The sequence below is a fragment of the Psychrobacter sp. DM4 genome (assembly GCF_051307035.1).
In the GTDB taxonomy this organism is placed as follows: Bacteria; Pseudomonadota; Gammaproteobacteria; order Pseudomonadales; family Moraxellaceae; genus Psychrobacter.
The window spans coordinates 1,473,551-1,500,541 of the sequence record NZ_CP195536.1; the positions used below are offsets into that span (position 1 = coordinate 1,473,551).

The window sequence follows — 26,991 nt, forward strand, 5'->3', positions numbered from 1 at the left end:
TAAAGACTACAAATATAAGGGACATAGCAGTGATCGCCATGTCCCTTAGTGTTTGATATCGTCTGATAATAGCTGGCGTTTATAGATAGAACAGCTACTTGCACATTGCTAATTACTGCGGTGCATTGATTGCTAGTTGATCAAAGACCCCGTTATCGCTAAAGAAGGTACTCATAATCTCATCCCACGTACCAAAAGCGTCGTTGGGACGGAAGGTTTCAACAGCTGGTAATTTGTCGCCATTTTTATCAAGGACGCTTTTTACGCTAGGACGCAGGTATAAATCAGCAGCTAACTGCTGAGCGGGCTCACTCCATAAGTAATCAAGATAAGCTTTGGCCGCTTTCGTCGTGCCTTTTTTATCAGTGACCGCATTGACGATAGCCACTGGGCTTTCTGACTTAATAGAATATTTTGGATAAACGATATCAACTTGTCCGGCGCCGAACTGAGTAGCCGCCAAGTTAGCTTCGTTCTCAAAAGTGACTAGCACATCACCTATACCGCGCTGAACAAAGGTCGTCGTCGCCGCACGTCCGCCATTCTCGTAAACCTTGACGTTTTTGAGCATGTCACGAACGTAACTTTTGGCATTGTCTTCATTATTATCAAAAGCATGCAAGCCATAACCATAAGCGCCTAAGAAGGCATAACGACCGTTGCCCGTCACTTTTGGATTAGCCATCACAATCTCAATGCCGTCTTTGGTCAGATCTTCCCAGTCATTGATGTTCTTAGGATTGTCTTTACGCACTAAAAAAACAATAGTGCTCGTGAATGGCACCGCATTATCAGGGAACTGCGCTTCCCAATCGTTAGCGACCAAACCCTCTTTTTGTAATAACTCAATGTCTGAACCTTGATTCATCGTCGCCACGTCTGCCTGTAAGCCATTAGCAACTGACAGTGCCTGCTTGCTTGAGCCGCCATGAGACTGCTTGATATTAACCGTCGCATTTGGGTTCTCAGACTTGTAGTGCTCAACGAACATAGGGTTATAATCTTTGTAAAAGTCACGCGCCACATCATAAGAGACATTTAATAGCTCGATATTTTCGCTAGGTGTGCCATCGGCGTTCGCGGTTGTCTCAGCAGTGTCATTATTACTACAGCCTGCTAGGCCGAGAGTGACCGCCATACCTGCAATACTGAGCGCGCTGATGGCTTTATTTTTATAAAAAGGTTCGGCTTGGTAAGTCATAAATGCCTCAAATAGGGGTTTATTAAGTAATGTCAGTATGCTAACAGCGCCAGCTTATTATCTTTAATGATGAATATGCGTATGTTTCTGCCAAAATGGAATAATAGCACCTCTTTGAAAATCAATTAACCTCAAATGCTCACCTTTAAAACTTTTGACTTATAGTCGATACTAAATAAAATGGATACGTTATTTAATAACGCGAAACGGGTATAAATTTTTGGGCATGCTGTGCCTACGCCGCTCGATGCTACAAAAAATTCATCCCAGTCTCGCTATATCTTTTTTATATTGAACGAACTATAAAAACTTAAATTGGCTCAGGGTGGACGACTTTATGAGGTGCTCTTTTGTGCCAACTGATCAAAACGCCCGCCATCAGTAAAGAAGTCATCCATAATCTGTTGCCATGAGCCAAAGACGGCTATCGGCTCAAAAGTCTCAATCTCAGGTAGCGTATCTCGATAAGCTGCAAGTATCTTTTCATCGCTTGGGCGCAGATACATTTTTGCCATAAGCTCTTGCGCAGGTTTATCCCATAACCCCTTTAGATAAGTGTTGGCCGCCGCAGTACTACCCTGTTTATCGGTCACTGATTTGACTACAGCAACTGGATTATTGACAGCGATAGAGTAGCTTGGATATACGATTTCCACTTTTCCCTGAGCAAATTTGCTAGCAACAATATGTGCCTCGTTCTCTGTAGTAATAAGCACATCCCCTAGCCCGCGCTGGGTAAAGCTGGTGGTCGCCGCTCGTGCACCATTATCATAAGTCACGACGTTGTCGAGTAATTTACGCATATAGGTATCGGTTTTGGGCGCGCTTTGAGCGTCCTCAACGAACTCATGAAGACCGTAACCGTAGGCACCCAAAAACGCGTAGCGCGCTGTGCCACTAGTCTTTGGATTAGGCATGACGACTTCGATGCCCGTACGCGCCAAATCCTGCCAATCCTTGATATTTTTTGGATTGCCACTGCGCACTAATAGCACCATGGTACTGGTATAGGGCACTGCATTGTTTGGCAAGGCTTGCTGCCAATCAGTTGCAACTAAACCCTTTTCAACAAGCAAATTCATATCGCTTTGTTGATTTAAAGTTACCACATCCGCTTGTAAGCCGTTGGCAACAGATAGCGCCTGTTTACTAGAGCCACCATGTGATTGATCGATCTTAACCTCACTGCTCGGATACTGCGCCTGATAATTGGCTTTAAATAAAGCGTTGTATTCCTTATAAAAATCACGTGACACATCATAGGAGACGTTGAGTAATTTGATATCGTGCTGCGCGGCGTCTTTTTCTGCTTGTGTGGCGGGCGCTTGACTACAAGCCATCAGCAATGAAGTGGCTACTACAGCGCTTGTCATTAGCGCTATACGAGAGCGCTTTAAATTTGATTTACAGTTTTGATAGTTATAGCGGGCAGGTTTAATCGTAGCGTTTGTATTCATAAAGAGGTATCCAAAGGGGTGAGTCACGCGCATTTATTAAAAGAGTTATGCAGCTTTGATGGACTCAAGGTTGATTGACTCGGGTAAAAGGTGCTGACAGTGATGCCAGCGGTAATGAGCGCTATGCTAGCAGCTGATTTTGATAATTCGTAGTGACAAATTCGCTTATCAACTGTTCAAGTTGGCATAAGTGAATAAATAGGCGTCAGTTAGAGTGCAATCGAAGATTTTAGAATTCTAGGATTCTATATCGCGCGAGGACAACCGTAAACGCACAAAAAAAAGCCAGTGTGAACTGGCTTTTTACGCTTTAAACGTTGTTGTTCTAGACTTATACCGCAGAGGCACCCGTTAACTTCACTTCAGCACGCTCCTCGATTGCAATACCAGCATAGTACTCTCGTAATATCTCTAGTACCTCTGGACGACTAAAGTTCTCAGGCACCTCTTCGTCCTCAGACAAGGCTTTACGTAGCTTAGTTCCTGATACTTTGACGTGATCGACAGCTTCATGCGGGCAGGTTTTATCAGAGGCCATCGCATTACAAGCCTTACACCAAAAGGTCCAGCCAATTTTAAGCGGTTGCGTAATGAGATCGTCTTTTTCAACTTTATCAAAGATAGTCTGGGCATCGAATGCACCGTAGTAATCACCGACGCCTGCGTGATCACGACCAACGATTAAATGGCTACAGCCGTAGTTTTGACGGAATACCGCGTGCAATAAGGCTTCACGAGGGCCTGCGTAACGCATATCTAGTGGATAGCCCGCTTGAATCACGGTATCTGATCTAAAATAATTATCGATCAAAGTTTTGATGGCATCTTGACGCACATCAGCGGGAATATCACCGGGCTTTAGCGCACCTAACAATGAATGAATGAGTACGCCGTCACAGATCTCGATAGCGATTTTAGCTAGGTACTCATGCGAGCGATGCATCGGATTACGCGTCTGGAATGCAGCGACGGTTCTCCAGCCTTTATTATCTAAAATCTCGCGCGTCTCTTTCGGGGTTTTATAAATCTCAGGATATAGCGCTGGAAATTCGCCTTCGCTCAGCACGATAACGCTGCCCGCGACGTTGACTTCACCTTGAGTCAATACTTGCTGTACGCCTGGATGCTCAGGATCGGTCGTGGTAAAGACCTGCTGGCACTCATGATCCTTATCGATATTGTAAGTTTCCTCAACCGTCAAAATACCCATAACTTCGCCATCATCAGCGATGAGTGCGACTTTATCACCTTGGTTCAAAGTATCGGTGAGCTTTTTTGGTGCGGATAAAGTAATCGGTATCGGCCAAAATAGACCTGCGTTATCGCCAGACTTGAGGCGCATCTCATCAACCACGCCTTGCCAGTCCGCTTGATTCATAAAACCGTTAAGCGGCGTGAAGCCGCCGATCCCTAGCATAATTAAATCACCGCGCTCACGCGAGCTTACCGTAATCGCTGGCAAAGTGCTGGCAAGTTTAAGCGCATCCTCACGCTCTCGCCCCTCTATTAGTAAAGGTTTAAGGGTATTGCTACCATGTGGCGGCACAAGTTTCGATTGAGCATCTGACTGAGCAGGAATAGAGGTTGTCATAACGGAAGCCTTAAATAGTAGGAATAAAGGAATGATGCATAGGCTACCTAACTTTGGTTATGAAAATTTATGCTGACTTTGGATATGGATATGACTTAAAGGAATTTATGTTTTACGGCGTAAACTTATATGATGTGACCCTATATTGCTTTACGTCTGTTTTTGCCTCAATAACACTTCGTATTAATGACATTTTGCCTTGATAACATTTATAGCAATGATTGGGCATCAAAAATTTAGCACTAAGGCTCTATTAGTACTACTATAGTATTAATAACTTGTAGAGCCGCTTGCCTCATAGGCTCTGCACAAGATTAAAATAAACTGAGAGTACGTTATGTATCAATATAATTACGCCGATCAAACGCTAGTGGAAGAACGGGTTGCCCAGTTTCGCGATCAGACGGAGCGTTTTTTGGCAGGCGAGTTACCAGAAGAGCAGTATTTACCGCTGCGATTGCAAAACGGTCTCTATATCCAGCGTTATGCGCCTATGCTACGTATCGCCATTCCTTATGGTCTGCTTGCCAGCTATCAATTGCGCAAATTAGCTGAAATTACGCGCAAATATGATAAAGGCTACGGTCACTTTACCACGCGTACCAACATACAGCTCAACTGGCCCAAATTAGAAGAAGTGCCCGATATCTTGGCAGAGCTGGCGTCAGTACAAATGCATGCGATCCAAACCTCAGGCAACTGTATTCGTAATACGACGACTGACCCTTATGCGGGTATTCATCAAAATGAGATTGCTGATCCGCGTCCCTATTGCGAGATTATCCGTCAGTGGTCTACCTTTCATCCCGAGTTCGCCTTTTTACCGCGTAAATTTAAGATTGCGGTTATCGGTACCGAAAATGATCGAGCAGCGACGCAAGTCCATGATATTGGTTTGCATATCAAGCAAAATGAGGAAGGCGAGCTAGGTTTTGAAGTCATTGTTGGCGGCGGTCTTGGCCGCACGCCGGTTATTGGTAAAGTCATCAATAAGTTTTTGCCACGTCAGCACTTATTAAGCTATCTAGATGCAATTTTACGCGTTTATAACTTGCATGGTCGCCGTGATAATAAATATAAAGCCCGTATCAAAATACTGGTTGAGAGTATGGGCGGACGCGAGTTTGCCAAGCTAGTCGATGCTGAGTGGGAAGCGCATAGTAAAGATGGCGCACTCACCTTGACTGATGATAATTTTGCGACAGCTATTAGCTTTTTTAGTGAGCCTGATTACCTAAACATCGATGCGTTGCAAGTACAGTCAGAGCTACAACAGCAACTGACTGACGATAAAAACTTCGCTAACTGGTACAACCAAAATACCGTAGCGCATAAAATCGGTGGCTATCGCGGCGTGGTTATCTCTTTAAAAGCAGGTCTTGTCGATGACAAATATGTACCTTCAGGCGACGTGACCGATTCGCAAATGGATGCCCTAGCAGATCTATCTGATGACTATAGCTTTGGTGAAATCCGCGCGACCTATCAGCAGAATTTAGTCTTTGCCGATGTGCAAGTCGCTCATTTATATGAGCTATGGCAGCAGCTGGTCAAGCTTCATCTAGCCCGTCCAAATATTAATACCTTGACCGACATGATTGTCTGCCCCGGTTGGGATTACTGCTCACTCGCCAATGCAACGACGTACAACATCGCTGAGATGATCGAAAAGCAGTTTAGTGATTTGGATTATCTCTATGATCTAGGTGATATACGTTTAAACATGTCAGGTTGTATCAATGCTTGTGCGCATCATCATACTGGCGATATCGGTATCCTCGGCGTTGATAAAAAAGGTGAAAACTGGTATCAGATCAGCCTTGGCGGTAACTCTAGTGATAATGCCAAGATTGGTAAAATCTTAGGCCGCTCAGTGCCTACCGAAGCGGTCGCTGACACCATCCAAAAAATCGTTGATGTCTATGTCGATCTGCGCGAAAGCAACGAGAACGATGTCGAGAGTTTCGGCGATTTAGTTGACCGCGTAGGAATCGATCCCTTTAAGGAAAAGGTTTATGGCTAATCACAATGTATTAAACAGTCAGGGTGCTGATATTAGTGAACAAGATAGCTGGCAGGCGCTCACGACTGATACTCTGCCAGATGGTGTTGCGTTGACTGAGATTGCATTAACTGAGCTGCTCAATAAGCAAGAAAAGATCGACTTGCTACTGCCATTAGCGGATTTGCTTGATGCTTCAGGTGAGCTGGCAGGTGGTCTGTTGCAACAGGTATATAATTTATTAAACCAGCAAACCAGTCGTCTTGGCGTTTGGATGACCTCAGATACTGATGCGGATAAATTAGCAGGATTGAGCGAATTTCTACTCACTCAAGATTTAATTGTCATTCATGTCCCAGCCTTTACCGATGGTCGCGGATTTAGTTACGCGCATACGTTACGTCAATTGGGCTACACGGGTGAAATTCGTATAGCGGGCGAGTTTGGGCGCGATCAAATTGCCTACTTGTTAAGATCAGGTATCGATAGCTTCGTATTGAACGAGCATGATTTACAATCTGACTTCGATATCGCTCAAGCCTTTACAGCATTAGCTAGTAGCTACGACGGTCGAGATGCCTCTGCTCTACCTATGTTTGCCGCATCTTGATTTTAATTTTGCACAATATATAACTATTCAGAAATAAGATTACATTCATTCACTATAATTTAAGAGAGTACTTTTATGAGTCAATTACATCCTAATTTAGATATCGATCAAGCCAACCAAGACTTGCAAGGTAAATCCCCTGAGCAAATCGTAGAATGGGCACTCAGCCAAGCAAAGAACCCAATTATTACTACGAACTTTCGCCCTTATGAGTCTGCTATTTTGCATTTAGTGGCCAAGCAGCGTCCTGATATTACGGTACTGTGGGTAGATTCTGGTTATAACACTGATGCCACTTATCGTTTTGCTAATAAAGTCATCAACGACTTAGGTTTAAATGTAGTCACTTATATCCCTAAGCAAACCGCTGCGCATCGTGATGCGACTATGAACGGTATCCCAGGGATTGATAATCCTCAGCATGACGAGTTCACTGAGCAAGTCAAGCTTGAGCCGTTTCGCCGTGCACTCGATGAGCTAAAGCCAGACGTTTGGTTCAACGCTATTCGTAAAGATCAAACGGAGTTTCGTCAAGGACTAGATGTCCTCAGCTTATCAAAAGATGGCGTGTTAAAAGTGGCACCCTTGTTTGAGAAGACCGATAGCGATTTGGATGGTTATCTAGATGAGCATAATTTGCCAAATGAGCATGATTACTTTGATCCGACTAAAGTAGAAGAAAGCCGTGAGTGTGGTTTGCATACTCAGCTGTAATCTTTATGGTTGACCTGTAGACATCAAGAAGCCCTTTCAAAGTGAGAGGGCTTTTTTACATTTATAGAATCAGATATGGCTGAAGGTCAATATTGGTGTAGCTTAGACGGTGTATGGTCTAATTAAAGGCTCTAGCTTATCTATTCCTATAAGTCGCAAAAACCCCTACACTTATGAAAAAATAAACTATACTAATGCTAATCCATTAGATGAGATGCTCTATGCAATACTCCATAATGAATATATATCACTTTAAATATTTTTTGAGCCTACTATGAATACCTTTCCCCTATTTTTTAAACTAGAAGGTCGCAAAGTGCTGATCGTCGGTGGCGGTGATGTGGCACTACGTAAAGCCGATTTGCTTAGTCGCGCAGGTGCACACATTACTGTTTTGGCACCTGATATAGAGGCAGATATTCAGGCATTACTCAGCGATGACAAGCACAGTCTCATTTATCAAAACTACGACAAGTCCTATATGACAGGTGCGCGAGTTATTATTGCTGCTACCGATGACGAGGCCCTAAATCATCAGATTCACGCGGATGCCACCGAGCTTAATATCCCTGTTAATGTCGTCGATACTCCGCCTTTATGTGACTTCATTTTCCCTGCCATTGTCGATCGTAATCCTATTGTGATAGGTATCTCATCAAACGGCAAAGCGCCAGTGCTAGCACGTTTATTACGCGCGCGCCTTGAGACCTTGATTCCGCAAGGTTATGGTAAACTCGCCAAGCTGGCTGGCGACTTTCGCACGGAGGTGAAAAGCAAAATTCCAACGCTGACTGGTCGTCGGCAGTTTTGGGAGCGCGCATTTGAAGGCAAAGTGAGTGAGCTGATATTCGCCGGCAATGAGACTGAAGCAAACGCGCAGTTGCAAAAGGATCTAGATGAGACTGCAGCCGTGATTGCTAGTCAGAATAATGTAGATAATACGACCAGCGAAGACTCTATAGCGTCAGTCGATGCAAGCGACTCAGATATAGCAGCTAGTGATAACGACGATAAAGACCAACAGCCTGTCGGTGAGGTCTATATTGTTGGCGCAGGTCCTGGCGACCCTGAGCTATTAACGTTTAAAGCGCTACGATTAATGCAACAAGCCGATATTGTCTTTTATGATGCGCTGGTATCACCGCAAGTGCTTGATCTGTGTCGCCGTGATGCGGACAAAGTCTATGTCGGCAAAAAACGCAGCAATCATGCGGTCGCGCAATTAGGTATTAATGAGCTATTAGTCAACGAGGCCAAAAAAGGTCGCCGCGTGGTACGTCTAAAGGGCGGCGATCCGTTTATCTTTGGTCGTGGCGGCGAGGAGATTGAGAGCCTACGCGCGCAGCATATTCCCTATCAAGTCGTACCAGGCATCACCGCTGCCAACGCGGCTGCCAGCTACGCGGGCATTCCACTCACGCATCGTGATCACTCGCAGTCCGTACGTTTTGTCACTGGATTTTTAAAGGCAGGCGCGCCCAATAACAACTTTAAAAACTTCTTGAATACGGATGAGACCGTTGTCTTTTATATGGGTTTGCATTCGCTACCACGCTTAACCGAAGGCCTGATCGACGCAGGTCGCCCTGCCAACACGCCTATCGCCATCGTATCAAATGCTAGTATGCCCAATCAGCAAATCTTAACCGGGACGCTTGACACGATTGTGGCATTACAAGATAAAACTCAGCTACCCACGCCTGCTCTGCTCATCATGGGCGATGTCGTGGCTTTGCATCACGATTTGGCGTGGTATAATTTACACAAGCAGCATAGTGATGCTAATCACGATACGGTTAGTAATTGGCTACGCGGTGGTAATGCCTCGACGCCAAAAGACCCAGTTATTGAGAATCAATCGCAGCATCCTGATGGACAACATGCTCATGCTTTATCAATGATTGCTACCTTAGCTGACTCTCAAAGCAGTAATTTATAGCAACTAATAATTGATTACATTCAAAATTAGATAAACCAAAAGGTCATACTAGTAGTCTTGGTATGGCCTTTTTTTGTAGGCGCGATCTGCTGTTATAGCATACAAAGCATTTGTACCTAAAAAATGTAGAGATAAGTGATTTAAAGCTGTGAGATTCTTGATAGAATAAATGCTATCTACTCTCTGCTTTTAAGTGTCTCTATGCCCGCATCTATAGTCGCTCCTCTTGTTAAATCCTTAACTATTTTGCACACCTCCGATTGGCATTTGGGGCGCAGGCTTTATGGGCGCATGCGCTATGAGGAGTTCGAGTCGTTTTTGGGCTGGCTTGAGAGTACTATTAGTGCGCAAAATGTCGATGTGCTTATCGTCGCAGGTGATATCTTTGATACCATGACGCCAAGCAACCGCGCCCAAGCCCTCTATTATGAGTTTTTGGGAAAAGTGTCAACGCTATGTTGTCAGCATATCATCATCGTCGCAGGCAATCATGACTCCCCGACCTTTTTAGATGCGCCAAGTCAAGTGCTTAAATTCTTAAATGTGCATGTCATCGGTACCGCTTGCGAGGATTTAAATGACGAGGTTTTAATCCTAAAGGATGATGAGGATCAGCCGCAGTGTATTATCGCCGCAGTGCCCTATCTGCGTGATCGTGATGTTCGCAGCAGTAGCGCGGGCGAGTCCGCTGACAGCAAAGATGCCAACGTCATCAAAGGCATTCGCGCGCACTACGATGAAGTCGCACAATTAGCGAAAACCGAACAAGAATTATTGAATAAAAAACATCAGCGGCATATTCCTATCATCGCGACAGGGCATTTATTTGCTGCTGGTAGCAAGACCACAGAAGATGACGGCGTACGCGAGCTTTATGTCGGCTCACTCGGTAAGGTTTCTGCTGAGATGTTTGATGAGTGCTTTGACTATGTCGCGCTTGGGCATCTGCACGTGCCGCAGCGAGTTGGGGGTTGTGAGCATATTCGCTACTCAGGCTCGCCTATCGCGATGGGATTTGGCGAAGCGCGCCAGCAAAAGCAAGTATTGCTTATCCAGTTTGGCGAAGTATTAAATAAATCTAACTTGGTAAAACCTAATGATCTGTTGCCTAATACACTGGTAAAGCCTATTGAAAAGGTGACTAAAAAAACAATTAATCATACTAATGCGTTAATTGATGATTTATTCGGCTTTGACGATTTAGACACTGCTGTTGAAGAAAATAACACTCCTCATCAGCCGCTGAGTAATGCAATGGACTCTAGCACTCTTCATTCTGGTGATCACAAGGTTCTATATGCTAATAGCAAAAATAGTATGCAAGTTATCTCTCACTCTATCCCTTGCTTCCAAAAATTAGCACAAGTCTCTGGCGATTTAGAAACCATCGCCACTACTATTAAAGCCATCGATAGAAATGAGTCTATATGGCTCGAAGTTATCTACAATGGTAATGAGATCATCAGCGGTCTTAAAGAGCAAGTCAACGAGATGGCTGAAAATTCAAACCTTGAAATATTATTGACCAAAGATACTAACTCTTATAAAAAAGTGCTCAATCAAGAGCAGAGCTCTGAGACCCTACAAGACCTAAAGGTAGAAGCGGTCTTTGAGCGCTGCTTAGACATGCACGATATCGCTGATACTCAGCGGGATTCGTTACGAGACGCCTATCAGCAGATACTTCATAATATCTATCATGATGACAGTCGGGCGGAATAACGACTTATCTTTGCCTCACTATATAGAACTATAAAAATCATCCAAACGTCTAAGACCCCATCATGCGCCTAATCGAACTGCGACTCAAAAACTTAAATTCTTTAAAAGGCGAATGGCATATCGATTTTGCTGATTCTGCTTTTATTAACGAGGGTATTTTTGCCATTACGGGGCATACAGGCGCTGGCAAGACCACGATTTTGGACGCGGTATGTTTGGCGTTATATGGTGAGACACCCAGAATTGGCAGTATTAGCAAGAGTAGTAACGAGGTTATGACACGGCAAACGGCAGAATGCTTTGCTGAGGTGGTGATTGACTTAAACGGCATTCAATATCGCTGCCGTTGGGGTCAACGCCGCGCCTATAACAAAGCCGATGGCAATTTGCAGGACGCCACTCATGAAATCGCTCAATTAAATCATGACGACCCAGCGAAGGGTGATGATGTTTTAGAGAGTAAACTCACACGTGCTCAAGCAAAGATTGTTGAGCTGACCCGTATGGATTTTCAACAGTTCACGCGCTCCATTTTATTAGCACAAGGTAGTTTTTCAGCGTTTTTAAAGGCCAAAGCTGACGAGCGCGCAGATATTTTGGAGAAAATCACTGGCACTGACATCTACGCCACTATCTCAGAGCACGTTCATGAAAAAAAGCGCTTTGAGGAAGATATTCTAAGTAAATTACAGTATGGTCTTCAAGGTCTGACGCTACTAAATAGCGATGAAGAAAATGAGTTAAAAACTCGTTTAGAGTCGCAACAAAACACTCAAAATAAGCAGCAACAGCTTGTTGATCATCTAAGTGCGCAAATAAAATGGCTTGAGAGCATTATAGAATTAACAGATAAACGGACGACTTATCAGAGTGAGGTTGAGCAAGCACGGCAAGTGCAGCAAGAGTTCTCCTTTGATGCCAAGCGCTTGGGCGCTGCGAATAAAGCGTTAGAGATTGACAGTCAATACAGCCAGCTTGTCACAAGCCGCGATACCGCCAATAGGCTCAAGAGTGAGCAGCAAGCGCTAGCGGATCAATTACCAACTCAACAAGCGACCCTCAATCAGGCAGCTACTCGTTTAGATCTGGCTGATGAACAAGAAAAAACCGCTTCCAATGAGCTTGAAAATACTTTGCCAAAAATAGCGCAAGCTCGTAAGCTCGATGGCGATATCACGCAGCACACGCAGACACTAGCCGATCATACGCAAAGAAAACAGACACTAGATGCTCATACTAAAAAGTTGCGCCAAGAGATCGAGCAGCATAATAATACTGCTGAGCAATCTACCATTAAGCTAGTAGAAATGGATGAAAGTCTAGCGCATGCATCTGAACTAAACGACTTAGATACCAGTATCGCCAATTTTGATAGTACGTGTGGTCGATTAAAAACGCTTCTTCAAGACAATGAATCCTTAAATCTAGAGAGATTAGACTATCAGAACCAGCTCAAGCAAGCGCGAGATAATGTTGCGACGCTCAAGCATCAGCACGCAACGGACAAAGCTGTAAATGCAAAAGCACATGAGCAGATAACAATGCTTAAGCAGCAGCGCGAGGCACTAATTGAGTCGCAGTCGCTGGCAAGTCTGCGCGGCGAACAAGAACATAGCGCTCATATAAGCGCTCAACTAGATCATATTGCATTCAAAATACAAAAACTTGTAGACACTAAGACTCAGAGTGACACAATTGCCAAGACGCTACCTACCATCAATGATGAATTGATAGCACTTGCAAAAGCAATAGCCGATAGCGAGTCAGCGCTCAAAGAGGCGAAAGACAAGCGTCAAGACAAACAAAATCAGCTGTACTTGCGTCAAAAAGTCGCGGCATTAGAGGACTATATTGCTGATTTAAAAGACAATCATCCTTGCCCGCTATGCGGCGCGCTTGAGCATCCTTATGGTGAGCATCATCCTCACTTAGATCAAAATGAGGCATCACACAGCAAGCCACTACAAGAGCAAATGAGAGATTTGGACGCGGTCATTGATAATGACGAGCAAGTTTTATCTCAGTTGCGTATCCAGCAGGCGACCAATGCCACTAGTCTTGAGCAGTACACGCAGCAACTTACGCCGTTGCAAGAGCAGTCAGATATTTTATTAAAAGATATTAAAGGTCTTATCGATTATGTTTTTGAGGCGGCTCATTCTGATGCTATGACTACCATCATCCAACCACTAAGTCATTTGCTGACTGATAAAGGTATAGAGTCGGCACCAATCATGCTCAACCAACTAAGCCCTATAAAAGCGCAATTGATCAAGCATAAAAATAAAATACGAGCAACATTAACTCAGCACGAAGAGATAACAGATATCCTCGCAGGCCTTAATAAATCGATGGAAGCCTTTGAGCTACGCCAGAAAAACTTAGCGAGTGATATTAGCGAGAGTGATACGACTATCAAAATAGTTTCCTCACAGATTGAGAGTATAAATCACAAAATTAGTAGTAATTTTGAAGAATTACAGACGATTAGTGAAACCTTGTTGTCTTTGGTGAATACCTACCCTGCTGGCAAGTATGCCGTTATCACCCCTCATTCAATAAACCTAAGCGCACGAAAATTGCAACCGCTGTTTGAGAGTATTTACAAGCAAACAGTGTTAGACGACAGTACTTGTGATCAGCATATAGAAGCGCTACGACGCCAGCGCAATTCTTTAAAGACGCTTAAAGCGGACTTCAACACCTTTAAAGATACGCGGCAAACCATAGCAACGACGCTAAGTCGTCTAAAAGCGCAGATTGAGACCCAGCAAGTACAACTAAACGCGGACAAGGACGCGCTTAGCAGTCTAACGGTACTGGTTGAGGATAAAACCGACGCAGTAGCTGAACTAAAACGGGACAGGCAAGAGATATTTGCGGACAAAGATTGTAATGATGAGGAGCAACGACTTCGAACTATCGTAGAGGAGAGGCGCATACAACAAATAGCGGCGCAAAGACAAGTAGATAGCGCCGAGCAAGTGCTCATCCAGTTACAGTTACAGCTACAGCAGCTCGATACCCAGCTCGTATCGACAATGACAACGCTTGATACACAAGCGCACATTTTTGAGCGCGCGTTAGCAGCATCGAGTTTTAAGGATGAAGCTCATTTTAGTGCAGCTCGCCTATCCATTGCTGAGCGCAATCAGCTCAGTCAACGTCAGCAACATATCGAATATAATTTCAAGCAAGCACAGACTCTGTTAGCGCAAACCGAACAAACCTTAGGCGATAAACAAATTAACCCTTTAACCACCGACAATATAGAGACGCTCACTCAGCAGCAGCAACAAGCGACGGATGAAAACAAGCACCTAATAGAAACTATAGGTGCGATCAGTCAACAGCTCAAAGACAATGAGAGTAAGAAGCAAAACCAACAGGCGCAGCTTGAGGTTATTAACGTACAAAAAGAAAATCTACAAGTGTGGCAGCAATTGTATAAACTCATCGGCTCATCGGATGGCAAAAAGTACCGCACCTTTGCGCAAGGTCTCACCTTTGATATTATGGTTAATCATGCCAACACTCAATTGCATAAAATGAGCGACCGCTACTTGCTTATTCGTGACGATAACAGTCCACTTGAGCTTAATGTCATCGATAACTATCAAGGCGGCGAGATTCGCAGTACCAAAAATCTATCGGGCGGTGAAGGGTTTATCATTAGTCTGGCTCTAGCGCTTGGGCTGTCGCAGATGGCCAGTCAAAATATCCGCGTGGATTCATTATTTTTGGATGAAGGTTTTGGTACGCTCGATGATGAGTCGCTGGATATTGCCCTAGATACGCTGACCAGTTTGCAACAAGAGGGCAAATTAATTGGTGTCATTTCTCACGTACAAGCCTTAAAAGAACGTATCTTGACCCAAATCCAAGTGCAAAAACTCTCGGGCGGCTTTAGTCAAATCACAGGTCAAGGCTGTTACCGAATTTCTAGTTAATCAATATGATGAATCCTAATGCACTTATAGTTACAGGGCGTCCATAATGAAGTTTGTAAAAGTCAACTAAAAACCCCACTACTAATAGTGGGGTTTTTTTGTCATGAGTTTCATTAATATTATTTAGTAACCAGTCCGCTTAGCTCACTCATAAGAACGGACAATGTCGATAGACTAACAACACTCTCATCGTTCTCATCGAGCTTGTGCATCTCAGCGGTCACGTTCTGTAACTGACTGTCGTGACGTGCGCGCCATTCACTAAAGGCCTGTTTGGCATCTGGCTGCGATAATAGGACATCCATAAGCAGGCGCAGACTACGTGACAGCTCATTAACGAGCGCATAACGGGCACGGCGATCCCAGTAATCTTGCTGCGGTAGAGTCGCAACATGGTCTATCATCCAATCGAGCTGCAAGACTTGATAGGCCTCAAAGTAGAGCGCTGCGATCTCATCGACAGGACGCTCGTATTGTTCAGCGAGCAAAGCGGCGTCGAGGGCATCGACATGATACGGCAGCATGGCAAATATCGCCGCATCGCTATCAGATAATCCATCTTGCACTAGACTACTTTTGTCTTCTTGCAAGTACTGTGTAAACTGCTGCTCGATAAAGCCGCCGGCTTTAGTCAATTGTCTGGCGCTAGTCTCAAATCGGCTAATCATATCAGCGACTTTTAAGTCTTGTCCAAAGGCATTGATAAACCAGACCACTCCGCGCTCAAGCACATCTCGCAGGCGCAGCTCCAACTTAAGTAACAAAGTTGCATCCACTTGATTGTCCAATGACTCAAGCATCTGCCAAATGGCTGATACATTAAAGACATCACGGGTGATTGCATAGGCACGGATGATTGTAGCGAGTGATTGATCGGTTTCCTCATACAGACGGAAGATCGCCTCGATACCCAAACGGTTGACCACGCTATTGGTCAGATAAGTACTGATAATTTCGCGATTCAGCCTATGCTCTGTCATCTCATCAAAGAAGCGAGAGGCCAGCTCATCCGGGAAATATTTGCGCAGCTCATTAATAAAGTACGGATCATCAGGCAAATCTGATAGTAGCAAACTATCATAAACCCACATTTTCCCATAAGCCATGACGACTGACAGTTCAGGATTGGTCAGTCCTGTCTCTACCTTTTGACGTTTTGTAATTTCATCATCCGAGGGTAAGTACTCAATAGCGCGATCAAGTCGGCCTTCACCTTCTAACATTTGAATAAAGCGCTGATGATCACTAAGATTGGCGCTGGCACGAATATAGCTAAGCTCAATCGCTTGCGGTTGTAGATAGTTTTGGCGCAAGACCAGTGTCGCGACGGTATCCGTCATACTCTCCAGTAACTCATTGCGTTGCTTTAAGGTCATATCGCCTTGTTCAACCACTTTACCGAGCAGTATTTTAATATTAACTTCGTGATCTGAGCAGTTGACCCCACCAGAATTATCAATAGCATCGGTATAAATACGCCCGCCCGTTTGCGCATATTCAATACGACCTTGCTGCGTCAGACCTAAGTTACCGCCCTCACCAATGACAGCAGCACGCAGCTCGTTGCCGTTGATACGTACCGCGTCATTAGCGCGATCGCCAACATCGGCATGAGTCTCGCTTGTACTTTTGACATAAGTACCGATACCGCCATTCCATATGAGATCAACAGAGGATTTCATAAGAGCCGTGATCAGCTCATTAGGCGCTAAATCATCCTCACTAAGATCAAATAATGCTTTCATCTCGCTACTAATTGCAATGCTTTTGTCAGTACGCGCGAACACGCCGCCACCTTGACTAATGAGCGACTTGTCATAGTCATCCCACGTGGAGCGCGGTATATCAAACAAACGCGCACGTTCATTATAAGACTCAGAGGTATCAGGACTTGGATCAATAAAGATATGTAGATGGTTAAAGGCAGCAATCAGCTTGATATGTTTTGAGAGCAGCATACCGTTGCCAAAGACATCGCCGCTCATATCGCCGATGCCGACGACGGTAAAGTCATCACGGTTTTGAATATCTCGACCTAGCATGCGAAAGTGACGCTTGACCGACTCCCAACCGCCGCGTGCGGTGATACCCATGGCTTTGTGATCATAACCAACTGAGCCACCTGAGGCAAAGGCATCATCGAGCCAAAAGTTATACTCGCGCGCTAAAGCATTGGCAATATCTGAGAAGCTTGCCGTGCCTTTATCGGCGGCCACTACCAAATACGGGTCATCTTCATCATGACGCACGGTGTTTGCTGGCGCGACAATGTGCCCGTCGACGATATTATCTGTGACATCTAGCATCCCGCGAAGGAAAGTCTGATAACAGGCAATACCCTCAGCTTGAAAGGCGTCACGTCCATCTGCCATTGTTTTGGTTTTGACAATGAACCCGCCTTTTGAGCCAACAGGAACAATAACGGCGTTTTTGACCATTTGTGCTTTGACCAGCCCTAGGACTTCAGTACGAAAATCCTCCATACGATCTGACCAACGCAAACCACCGCGCGCAACTTTACCGCCGCGTAGATGCACCGCTTCCACTCTTGGCGAATACACAAAGATCTCAAACATAGGTTTTGGCTTGGGCAGATTGGGAATATCGGCCGCTAAGAATTTAAATGATAACCGATCTTTTCGTAGACCATCCTTATCAGTTTGATAAAAGTTAGTACGTACCATAGCGTTGATAAGATCTAGATACCAACGCAGGATACGATCTTCATCTAGGCTGTCGACGTTGACTAAAGCGCTAGTCAATTGCTCCTGAATCTGAATGGTTTTATTCTTGCGTGTGTTTTCGCTGTGCTCAGGATTCATTCTGGCATCAAACAGATGAATCAAATCGACACTGATGTCACTGTTTTTGACGATGGTTTGTTGGATATAACTACTAGAAAACGGTGCACGGGCTTGGCGCATATAGCTTGACAAGGCTCGTAACACCACCACATCATAAGTATCCAGTTCAGTGGTCAATACCAGCTCATTGAATGAATCACTCTCAACACGCCCTGCCCAAATTTGTTTGAGACTTTCCTCAAATTGCTTACGCACGACATGGATATCGACGGTATCAACATGCTCCAAGGTCAGCTCATACTCCTGCATCCAGATCGATTGCTGCGGCAAATCAAACTCATAAGTCTGTGCTGAGATAACGGATACCCCAAAGTTCTCTAATATTGGTAGCACTTTGGATAAGATTACCGGTTGACCTTGGCCATAGAGCTTGAGATGTAACTGGTTACTAGCATCTCCTGTTGATTGGTACAGATGCCAGATCATCGGTTGCTCATTGCCCAAAATTGCTAGACGCTTGGTATCTTCGACCGCCGTTCGTGTATCAAAACGCTCTTGGTAAGCCGCTGGTATATACTCCAAAAACCGTTTCGTTAAGGTATTGGCTTGTTGTTCACCGACATTATCAAGGAGCGTTCTTTGGTAGTCATCCTGCCATGATTCCATAAGCGCTGTGAGTCTGGCTTCAAGGTCATGTTTGTCGACGTTATTAACTTGCCCTGGCACAATGCGGACATGAACGTGAACGCGGGCATGTTCTGACTCATTGAATTCAGTAGTAAATCCAGAAGACGTACCGCCATAAGCGTCTTTTAACACCTCTTGCACCTTGATTCGTAGTTCAGTGTTGAACTTATCACGCGGAATATAGACTAGGCAGGACACAAAACGCTGGTAGGAGTCAATACGGCTAAACAGGCGCAAGCTTTTTTTGTCTTGTAACTCAGCAATTCCCGATACCATAGGATACAGCTCTTCTACGCTGGCTTGAAATAGATCATCGCGCGGCAAGGTATTAATGACATGCATCATTTTATGATAAGCATGACCCCCTCGCGGCAGGTTTGCCATCGCCATGATTTTGCTGGCTTTTTCACGTAGTAGCGGAATTTGTTGAACACTGAGCTGATAAGCTTGTGAGGTCAGCAGACCAATGAAGCGGTACTCGCCAATCAGCTTACCCGAGTCATCGAACTTATGAATACCCAGAAAATCCATGTACACTGGGCGATGAATGGGAGAGACGCGACTCGATTTTGAGAGCATTAATACGCGTGGCTCAGTCAACAAGGCTTTAAGATTAGCAGGTAGACTATTAAAACTTTCAGAAGGCGTATCTTCACTTGAACCTCGCAATAAACCTAGACCACTATTACCAATAGCGAATAAATCTATATCTTTGCTACTGATACTTTTGTCTTTAGCATCGCTTGTGACATCGATCGCCTGATTGCCCTCTAAGCGATATTCACGGAATCCTAAAAATATAAAATGATCGTCTAGTATCCAATCCAAAAATGCTTGTACTTCAGTTTGTGAATAAAACACTTCAGGATGTGGTTTTTTTGCCAAGTCCTCTTTGATATCTCGCAAGCAGGCACGCATCTGCTTCCAATCCCCTACAACGGTATCAAGCGTATCCACTTTATCCAATAATAATTGGTGCAGCGCTGCAAGCTCATCGTTATCTTGGTAAGCAATCTCACAATGAATAAGGGACAAATGAGAGGTGGCACTCTCATCAGCGTTCTCGATACTAGTGATGTTGCCATTATTATCACGCTCAACACTCATAATCGTATTAAAAGTGCGATGTACATCGATGCTTTGTGCCTCAAAAGTCATGAGCATAGTATCGACCAAAAACGGACGATCGTAAGCGACTATCTGAATCACAGTATGAGAATTATGAAAGTGCTGCTCTTCTGCTAACGGGTTTAGGACCACTAATTGCGGCTTACTACCATCATAAGATTTGAGCCGAGTAAAATGGTGCAAGGCCATACCGGCGAGATCTGCATCACTAATCTCATCTGCGGTCTCACGATGTAGCGATTGATAATAAGTATGAATAAAATGATCAAGCAGCGATTTATCTTCTTGCACATAACTGGTAGCAATATCGCTTATTTTACGAATACGCTCTTTTTTGATACTTAAAGAGTTGAGCATAATGGTTATCCTTTTTTATAAATGTTTAAGGTGGTGTGCTTTTTTATTTTGTCTCTCGTTTATTAAAACTTTATCTTTGTCCTATAGAGCTTAACGCATATGTAATCTTAGCTGAGGTATACAACATCATTTCATGAATCAGTGTTGTGCTGATAACCTTTACGACTCAAAGAAAAACACGGTTTGTACTGAGAAAAACAAGATTTGTGCTGATGATTACTCTCTTACCAAAAACTAGAGAACACTTGTACTAGTTTACGCTATTACATCTGATGATTTGAACCTATTGGACACCTATTTGATTTCATCTTTTGTATCTTTATAATTTATCTTTAGACGCTGGTAGATGGATACTCATGGCAATCGGTTGTGATTTTTTGTTAGAATGTGACACGGTAATCAGTAGTACGCTATGAACTGGTTTCAATCGAGCAATAAGAATCTCACCTGTCACAGGCTTAAAAAAACAAGGGCAACACTTATGAAAAACATTTTGGTAGTTGGTGGCGGCGGACGTGAGCATGCTTTGGCATGGCAATGTGCCAAAAATGACACCGTACAAAACGTCTATGTTGCGCCTGGCAATGCAGGTACTGCCCTTGAGCCTAAATGTAAAAATATCATCTTGGACTCTGACATCGATAATGAGCACAGCGCCGTTATTACCTTTTGTCAAGATAACGATATTGATATCGTCATTGTCGGACCTGAGGCGCCTTTGGTTTCAGGTATTGTTGATGCTTGCCGAGAGGTCGGTATAAAAGCATGGGGCCCGACAGCTTATTGCGCGCAGTTAGAGGGCTCCAAGACGTTTGCCAAAGAGTTTATGGCACAAAACAACATTCCAACTGCTGCGTACAAGGGCTTTACGGACGCAGCTAGCGCCAAAGCCTATATCGATGAGCAAGGCGCGCCTATTGTGATTAAGGCTGATGGTCTTGCAGCAGGTAAAGGGGTCATCGTTGCCGAAACGATAGAACACGCTTATGATGCCATTGACGATATGCTGGCTAGCAATAAGTTTGGAGACGCAGGTAGTCGGGTCGTCATTGAGCAGTTTTTGACTGGTGAAGAAGCCAGCTTTATCTGCATGATCGACGGCGAAAATATCTTACCTATGGTGACAAGCCAAGATCACAAGCGCGCTTTTGAAGGGGATACGGGTCCCAATACTGGTGGCATGGGCGCCTACTCTCCTGCGCCAGTTGTCACATCAGCCGTTCATGACAAGGTAATAACACAAGTCATACAACCTGTCGTTGATGCGATGATAGCAGCGGGTCACCCTTACACTGGGTTTTTATACGCAGGCTTGATGATTGATGATGCAGGCGAGCCATCGGTTATCGAATTTAATTGTCGTTTCGGTGATCCAGAGACTCAGCCAATCTTGATGCGTTTACAATCGTCTATGGTCGATTTAGTCGAACAAGGACTAGCAGGTCATCTACCAGCGCAAGCAAAATGGGATCCGCGCCCTGCTCTAGGCATTGTCATTGCGTCAAAAGGATATCCAGAATCGTCCTCAAAAGGAGATGTGATAGCAGGGTTACCTGAGAGTAACGGTACCAGTAGTCATGATGCGGTCAAAGTCTTTCATGCAGGTACCGTATTCTCAAATGATTTAGATAACGCTAATATTGATAGCGCTCAAAAAGAAGTCGTCACTAGTGGTGGTCGCGTCTTATGCGTAACTGCCATTGCTGATAATATATTAGAGGCTCGGCAGGCTGCGCTAGCCGTTACAGGTGCTATTAGTTTTGATGGAGCACAGTATCGCCGTGATATTGGACATCACGCGATTGCGCGCGACAGTCATTAAAATGTAGACCTATCGAAATACTTACTATTTTATTGTTCGGCCTAGTCAATACTAGGCCATATTTTTGCATGTGCGTTGTATGATACAATTTTGTATGCTCAGCGCATGACTACCTTGTATTGTCACCCCAATACCCTCACATTATTACAAACCCAATGAATACTTATACTTATGGCAAATGATACGTCTAGACCGTCTGATAATAAAAAATCAATTGATAATCTAAAGACCTCTGGATTTGAACGCCGGATGTCTATCGCCAAGACCTCCTTAAACATTGGTCGCCGCTGGGCTGGCAACAGTATGTCCGGAATGTTTTTGGATAAGCAAACTCGAGACAAGCGTAATCAGGCATTTATGGAAGCGCAGGCCAATTACGTCGCAGAAGAGCTGGGGAAGTTAAAAGGCTCTGTAGTCAAAATCGGTCAAATGCTAGCGCTGTATGGCGAGCATGTCCTCCCACCTGAGATAACTCGCGCTTTGCAAACCCTGAATGATGATACCGCAACTTTGGCTTGGCCAAAGATTGAGCAGACGCTACGCCGTACGTTAGGTGATAAATTAGGTGATCTTGATGTTGATACTATCCCTATCGGTACGGCGTCGCTGGCACAAGTACACCGTGCCACGATTATTGCGACAGGCGAGCAAGTTGTTTTAAAAATACAATATCCAGGCGTTGCCGATGCTATCGATTCTGATTTAGCATTGTTTAAACGCCTGCTAAAAGTGAGTAACGCAGTACCACAGACTCGAGCTTTAGATACTTGGTTTGAGGAGATCCGTGACCTGCTTCACCGTGAAGTGGATTACAACGTCGAAGCTGCCACTACTGAGCGCTTTTACGGTCGCCTAAAAGATGACCCCCGTTACTCTGTGCCGAAGATTATCCGTGACTACTCAAGCCAACGTCTATTATGTATGTCGTTTGAGTCCGGAGTTTCGGTCACCTCAGATGTATTGCAAGCACTTCCTCATGAACGTCGTAATGCTATTGGCCAAGCCGCGATTGAGATCATGATGCAAGAGATCTTTGTATGGGGTGAGATGCAGACGGATCCAAACTTTGGTAATTACCTGGTTCGTATTAGTGATGACGCACATGTGCCTGACAAATTGGTGCTATTAGACTTTGGTGCTATCCGTCAATTTGACAATGAGCTTTTGGTTATCGCACATGGTCTACTACGTGCAGGCTATCATCATGACCATCAAGCGATGAAAACCGCTATGACAGGGTACGACTTCTTCGATACGATGAGTAACAAAGTAAGATCCGATGTCGCCTCGCTGTTTTTGCTCGCAACTGAACCCTTTAGCAACCCTAAACTCAATTCTGATATACCAGCCGATTGCCTTGATACTCTGAATCGATACATCTGGGCAAATAGCAAATTGCACTCACGAATTTCAACCGGTGCCAGCCGCGCTATGCAATCAGTTGAGTTCAATTTGCCACCAAAAGAATTTATGTTTATCAGCCGCAAGTTTATTGGTGCCTATACTTTTTTGACAGTTATTGACGCGCATACTAATCCTGATACCTTGGTTAAGCCCTACCTTAAATAGTTAAACCTGTCTATTTGATATAATTTTTGAATCGCTCTTTAGGAGCGATTTTTAGTGTAACAATTTAACTGCTTAGGCTATTTTATTTAGTTATTGTCAGATGTATTATACTTAATAAGCTTCGATTACATCCAATCTTCTATCTATCATATCTTGCTCCAATCATCGAACCTTGTACGGTAGCTCTCAGGCTTGATCATAGTCAGTTGCCAACATGTCTCTCCACGTGCTAGATATTTAATTTCAAAATGCGTACGCTGGCTGTCTGTTGCGACTAGACGACGCTCTGTAGATAATCGCCAAACTACAACAGCCTGCTGCTCAGCATCATCTATATAGGGTTCTATATTCGTTGCTAAAATAATCTTGCCACCTACTCTTAATCGAGATAACAAAAACTCAAAGAATGGCATGTTTAGCCACTGCTGATTTGAGTTATGTTGCTCAGGATTAGGGTATAAAATATAGATTTCATCGACAGTATCAGGCGCTACTCCATGTACAATCCATGCGATCGCATCAGCGTGTACTAAAGATAAATTCTCTAAATGGTCTACAGCAGCTAGTTTCGAAAAAGCCTCGAACTTATTGCGGGTGCGTTCTATAGCAATTATGTGTGTATCTAGATGGCCTTTGGCAAAACTGAGTGCATGCATTCCCTTCCCCGCACCAACCTCTAGGACAAGTCGATCATATTTTTTAGTAATTGATGATGTTTCAAAATTACGTGGTGCTGATAGCTTATCGGGCTGGAAGGGTCTATTCTTCAGATGGGATAATTCTTCTTCTTTTATAGTCATATTTATTTAACCTGATTAGTATTGCTTAGGCTATTTCCATAGTGTCTGATGCTATAGATTTAGTCTGTATTTGTCTTTTAATCCGCGCATGCTATTATAACGGCTCTTATTCATAGTTAATACTACGACCTTTATTATGACTGAATCAAACTTGAACACTATCTTGAGCACTGTCCCAAAAACCTACCCCTGCCCGCGCTGTGGTACGCAAACCCCTTGGCAAGGTAACGCCTCTAAGCCATTTTGTAGCGAGCGTTGCAAGCTTATTGACTTGGGCGCTTGGGCTAGTGAAGAATATACCTTACCTGCTGAGTCTACCCCCTTCTCCGATGAATTATAGTTAAAAACAGCACTGCTATCGATAATAACGACTACCAGTGATACCTCGCTCTATTAGCATTTAGTTTACTTGTAGCACCTAAACCCAGACTTACCGTATTTATTAAAGGACTCATTATATGTCAGCGACTTATCTAATGCCCACCTATACTCGTCAGCCCGTTAGCTTCACTCATGGCTCTGGCAGTTGGCTATATACTAAAGATGAGACGCCCTATCTAGATGCACTCACAGGTATTGCGGTATGTGGTCTTGGTCACTGTCACTCTCAGATTACAGAGGCTATCTCTGAGCAAGCAGCAACCCTAGTTCATACCAGTAATTTATTCGGTATCGATTGGCAAGAGCGCGCGGGCGAAGCGCTGTGCGTAGCGGCGCAAATGGATAGCGTGTTTTTTGCCAATAGTGGCGCGGAAGCTAATGAAGCGGCGCTTAAAATGGCGCGCTTGCATGCGCATCAGCAAGGATTTAAGCGTCCCAAAGTTATCGTCATGGAACAGTCGTTTCATGGTCGTACTTTGTTGTCAGTATCGGCTACGGCCAACCCAAAAGCGCGTGAAGGGTTTTATACTTTGGATGAGGACTTTGTCCGTGTGCCTTTTGGTGATATAGACGCAGTTAGGCAGGCAGCGCAAGAGCATGAAGACATCTGCGCTATCTTTGTTGAGCCTATACAAGGTGAAGGCGGTCTCAATACAGCTTCTAATGGCTTTACGTATTTAGAGGAGCTACAGGCAGAGTGCGACGCTCATAACTGGTTATTTATGCTCGATGAGGTCCAAACAGGTAATGGTCGTACGGGCCGGTACTTTGCTTATCAGCATAGTAAGGCACGTCCCGATGTACTCACTACCGCCAAAGGCTTGGGTAATGGGTTTCCTGTAGGGGCGTGTATGGTACGCGGGCGCGCAAAAAGTTTGTTCGGTGCTGGTAGTCATGGCTCAACTTATGGCGGTACGCCGCTTGCTAGCCGCGTAGTGCATACTGTCTACGACTTACTTGCCAACAGCGATATCATGAATAATGCGGTTAGTGAGGGCCAGTTTATACGCGATAGCATGACAGATGCTCTATCACAGTACGGCGTTAGTACGCGCGGCGCAGGTACTATGATCGGTATCGTGCTTCCTCAGACGATGGACTGTAGTAAACTTGTGGATCGTGCCCGTGATGAGCAAAAACTTATCATCAACGTCACAGGCGGTCACGTCATTCGTTTATTACCGACTTTGAACATTAGCCGCGATGAGAGTGAGCAGGTCGTTGAGCGCTTACTAACGATGCTAAAGCCTATGCTATAAGCATACAAAACTCTTGGCACTCAAGATTTAAGTACAAAAAACCTCTAAATAACTAGAGGTTTTTTTGTTGCTACTCTGAGGTTATCTATTTTAATTGGCATTGAAGTATTTTTTAAGTACTTCAAGACTTCGAGTAATTTTAGCAGGTTGCTGTTCATGATTGAGCGTTACCGCATACAACACAAAACTTGGTAGCTGATAGCCGGTTAATACTTCAACTAAGTTGCCACTCTCAAGTTCACGCTTGATGTCCATCTCCATAATCCTGATCAATCCGTGACCTTCTTTGGCCAAAGTCATCGCCATAAAGACGTTATTAGTATGAATACGTGAATTCATTTTCATACGAGTCTTTTTACCCGTTTCGGTATGCATCAGCTCAACTTGATTGGAATCTTTCATAATGTCAATCACAATCATTTGATGCTCTGCTAGATCCTTTGGGGTTTGTATCTTTTTATGCTGTCTTAGATACTGCGGTGAGGCCACTAGCATTTGACGGACATCGGATAAAGGGTGGTTACTCAAAGTGGAGTCATTGATATTTGGGCTCATACGTATAGCAATGTCAATACGCTCATCAATCATATCAATATAGTGGTTGTCCGCCAGATAGGTAATGCTCAAATCATCATGCGCCGCCATCCAAGTGGATAATGCCGGTAAGATATGATGGACACCCAATTCAGGCGTCGTCGCAATACGTAAACTACCAGCAAGCTCATCACGTAATTGATTGACTTTTATGCGGCCCTGCTCAGCAGCACTGACCATATCTTTTGCTGACTCATAAAAGCTCTCTCCCGCCTCTGTTAAGCTGAGCTTACGAGTTGAGCGATGAAGCAATACCACGCCCAGCTCGTTCTCTAATGAGCGTATTTGCTGACTGACAGCACTCGTTGTAATACCAAGCTCACGAGCTGAACCACTAAAAGAGCCGTGTCCGACAACGCTTGCGAACACGGCCATACCACGTAAATTGTCTAACATGTTCTCAC

General features: G+C 44.3%; 16 protein-coding genes. 10 read left to right on the plus strand and 6 right to left on the minus strand.

The features are described from left to right. Window positions 1–112: 112 nt before the first annotated feature. The 3 genes from ACR64G_RS06280 to sat all read right to left on the minus strand — a co-directional run bounded on the left by ACR64G_RS06280 (window position 113) and on the right by sat (window position 4,249). Window positions 113–1,201, minus strand: coding sequence for a sulfate ABC transporter substrate-binding protein (locus tag ACR64G_RS06280; RefSeq protein WP_435978468.1), 1,089 nt, complete (start codon window positions 1,199–1,201; stop codon window positions 113–115). A 335-nt stretch (window positions 1,202–1,536) separates the two neighbouring features. After that, the gene (locus ACR64G_RS06285; RefSeq protein ID WP_435978469.1) at window positions 1,537–2,658 is read right to left on the minus strand and encodes a sulfate ABC transporter substrate-binding protein; all 1,122 of its coding nucleotides are present in this window, start codon (window positions 2,656–2,658) and stop codon (window positions 1,537–1,539) included. A gap of 331 nt (window positions 2,659–2,989) precedes the next feature. After that, complete coding sequence (gene sat, locus ACR64G_RS06290; protein WP_435978470.1) at window positions 2,990–4,249, minus strand: sulfate adenylyltransferase; 1,260 nt, start codon at window positions 4,247–4,249, stop codon at window positions 2,990–2,992. Window positions 4,250–4,586: 337 nt separating this feature from the next. Here sat and ACR64G_RS06295 point away from each other — a divergent pair, with 337 nt between their 5' ends. From ACR64G_RS06295 to ACR64G_RS06320, 6 genes are all read left to right on the plus strand, one after another. Then, a complete protein-coding gene (locus tag ACR64G_RS06295; protein WP_435978471.1) occupies window positions 4,587–6,272 on the plus strand; it encodes a nitrite/sulfite reductase in 1,686 nt (561 codons plus the stop codon). Continuing rightward, on the plus strand, window positions 6,265–6,861 hold the full coding sequence (locus ACR64G_RS06300; RefSeq protein WP_435978472.1) for a DUF934 domain-containing protein: 597 nt from the start codon (window positions 6,265–6,267) through the stop codon (window positions 6,859–6,861). The genes ACR64G_RS06295 and ACR64G_RS06300 overlap by 8 nt, the downstream gene beginning before the upstream one ends. 75 nt (window positions 6,862–6,936) lie before the next feature. Further along, window positions 6,937–7,575, plus strand: a complete 639-nt coding sequence (locus ACR64G_RS06305) for a phosphoadenosine phosphosulfate reductase domain-containing protein (protein WP_435978473.1) — start codon at window positions 6,937–6,939, stop codon at window positions 7,573–7,575. A gap of 274 nt (window positions 7,576–7,849) precedes the next feature. Beyond that, on the plus strand, window positions 7,850–9,514 hold the full coding sequence (gene cobA, locus ACR64G_RS06310; protein ID WP_435978474.1) for a uroporphyrinogen-III C-methyltransferase: 1,665 nt from the start codon (window positions 7,850–7,852) through the stop codon (window positions 9,512–9,514). A gap of 201 nt (window positions 9,515–9,715) precedes the next feature. Beyond that, window positions 9,716–11,236, plus strand: coding sequence for an exonuclease SbcCD subunit D C-terminal domain-containing protein (locus ACR64G_RS06315; protein WP_435978475.1), 1,521 nt, complete (start codon window positions 9,716–9,718; stop codon window positions 11,234–11,236). A gap of 62 nt (window positions 11,237–11,298) precedes the next feature. Further along, entirely contained in the window at window positions 11,299–15,186 is a 3,888-nt protein-coding gene (locus tag ACR64G_RS06320) for an AAA family ATPase (protein WP_435978476.1), read from the plus strand. Window positions 15,187–15,305: 119 nt separating this feature from the next. Here ACR64G_RS06320 and ACR64G_RS06325 read toward each other — a convergent pair whose 3' ends face one another. After that, complete coding sequence (locus tag ACR64G_RS06325; RefSeq protein ID WP_435978477.1) at window positions 15,306–20,162, minus strand: NAD-glutamate dehydrogenase; 4,857 nt, start codon at window positions 20,160–20,162, stop codon at window positions 15,306–15,308. 481 nt (window positions 20,163–20,643) lie between these two features. On the opposite strand from ACR64G_RS06325, the gene purD reads away from it, so the two are divergent. Then, window positions 20,644–21,984 carry a phosphoribosylamine--glycine ligase gene (gene purD, locus ACR64G_RS06330; protein ID WP_435978478.1) on the plus strand — a complete coding sequence of 447 codons (1,341 nt, stop codon included), beginning with the start codon at window positions 20,644–20,646 and terminating at the stop codon, window positions 21,982–21,984. Between the two features lie 171 nt (window positions 21,985–22,155). Beyond that, window positions 22,156–23,553 carry an ABC1 kinase family protein gene (locus tag ACR64G_RS06335; protein ID WP_435978479.1) on the plus strand — a complete coding sequence of 466 codons (1,398 nt, stop codon included), beginning with the start codon at window positions 22,156–22,158 and terminating at the stop codon, window positions 23,551–23,553. Window positions 23,554–23,699: 146 nt separating this feature from the next. On the opposite strand, the gene ACR64G_RS06340 is transcribed toward ACR64G_RS06335, so the two are convergent. Then, window positions 23,700–24,209 (minus strand): SAM-dependent methyltransferase, encoded by a 510-nt coding sequence (locus tag ACR64G_RS06340; protein WP_435978480.1) that lies wholly within the window; start codon window positions 24,207–24,209, stop codon window positions 23,700–23,702. A gap of 280 nt (window positions 24,210–24,489) precedes the next feature. On the opposite strand from ACR64G_RS06340, the gene ACR64G_RS06345 reads away from it, so the two are divergent. Together ACR64G_RS06345 and ACR64G_RS06350 are read left to right on the plus strand one after the other, a co-directional pair. Beyond that, entirely contained in the window at window positions 24,490–24,693 is a 204-nt protein-coding gene (locus ACR64G_RS06345) for a DNA gyrase inhibitor YacG (RefSeq protein WP_435978481.1), read from the plus strand. A 118-nt stretch (window positions 24,694–24,811) separates the two neighbouring features. Continuing rightward, a complete protein-coding gene (locus ACR64G_RS06350) occupies window positions 24,812–25,993 on the plus strand; it encodes an aspartate aminotransferase family protein (protein WP_435978482.1) in 1,182 nt (393 codons plus the stop codon). 90 nt (window positions 25,994–26,083) lie between these two features. Here the strand turns inward: ACR64G_RS06350 and ACR64G_RS06355 are convergent, their stop codons facing one another. After that, window positions 26,084–26,983, minus strand: a complete 900-nt coding sequence (locus tag ACR64G_RS06355) for a LysR family transcriptional regulator (protein WP_435978483.1) — start codon at window positions 26,981–26,983, stop codon at window positions 26,084–26,086. Window positions 26,984–26,991 lie beyond the last annotated feature (8 nt).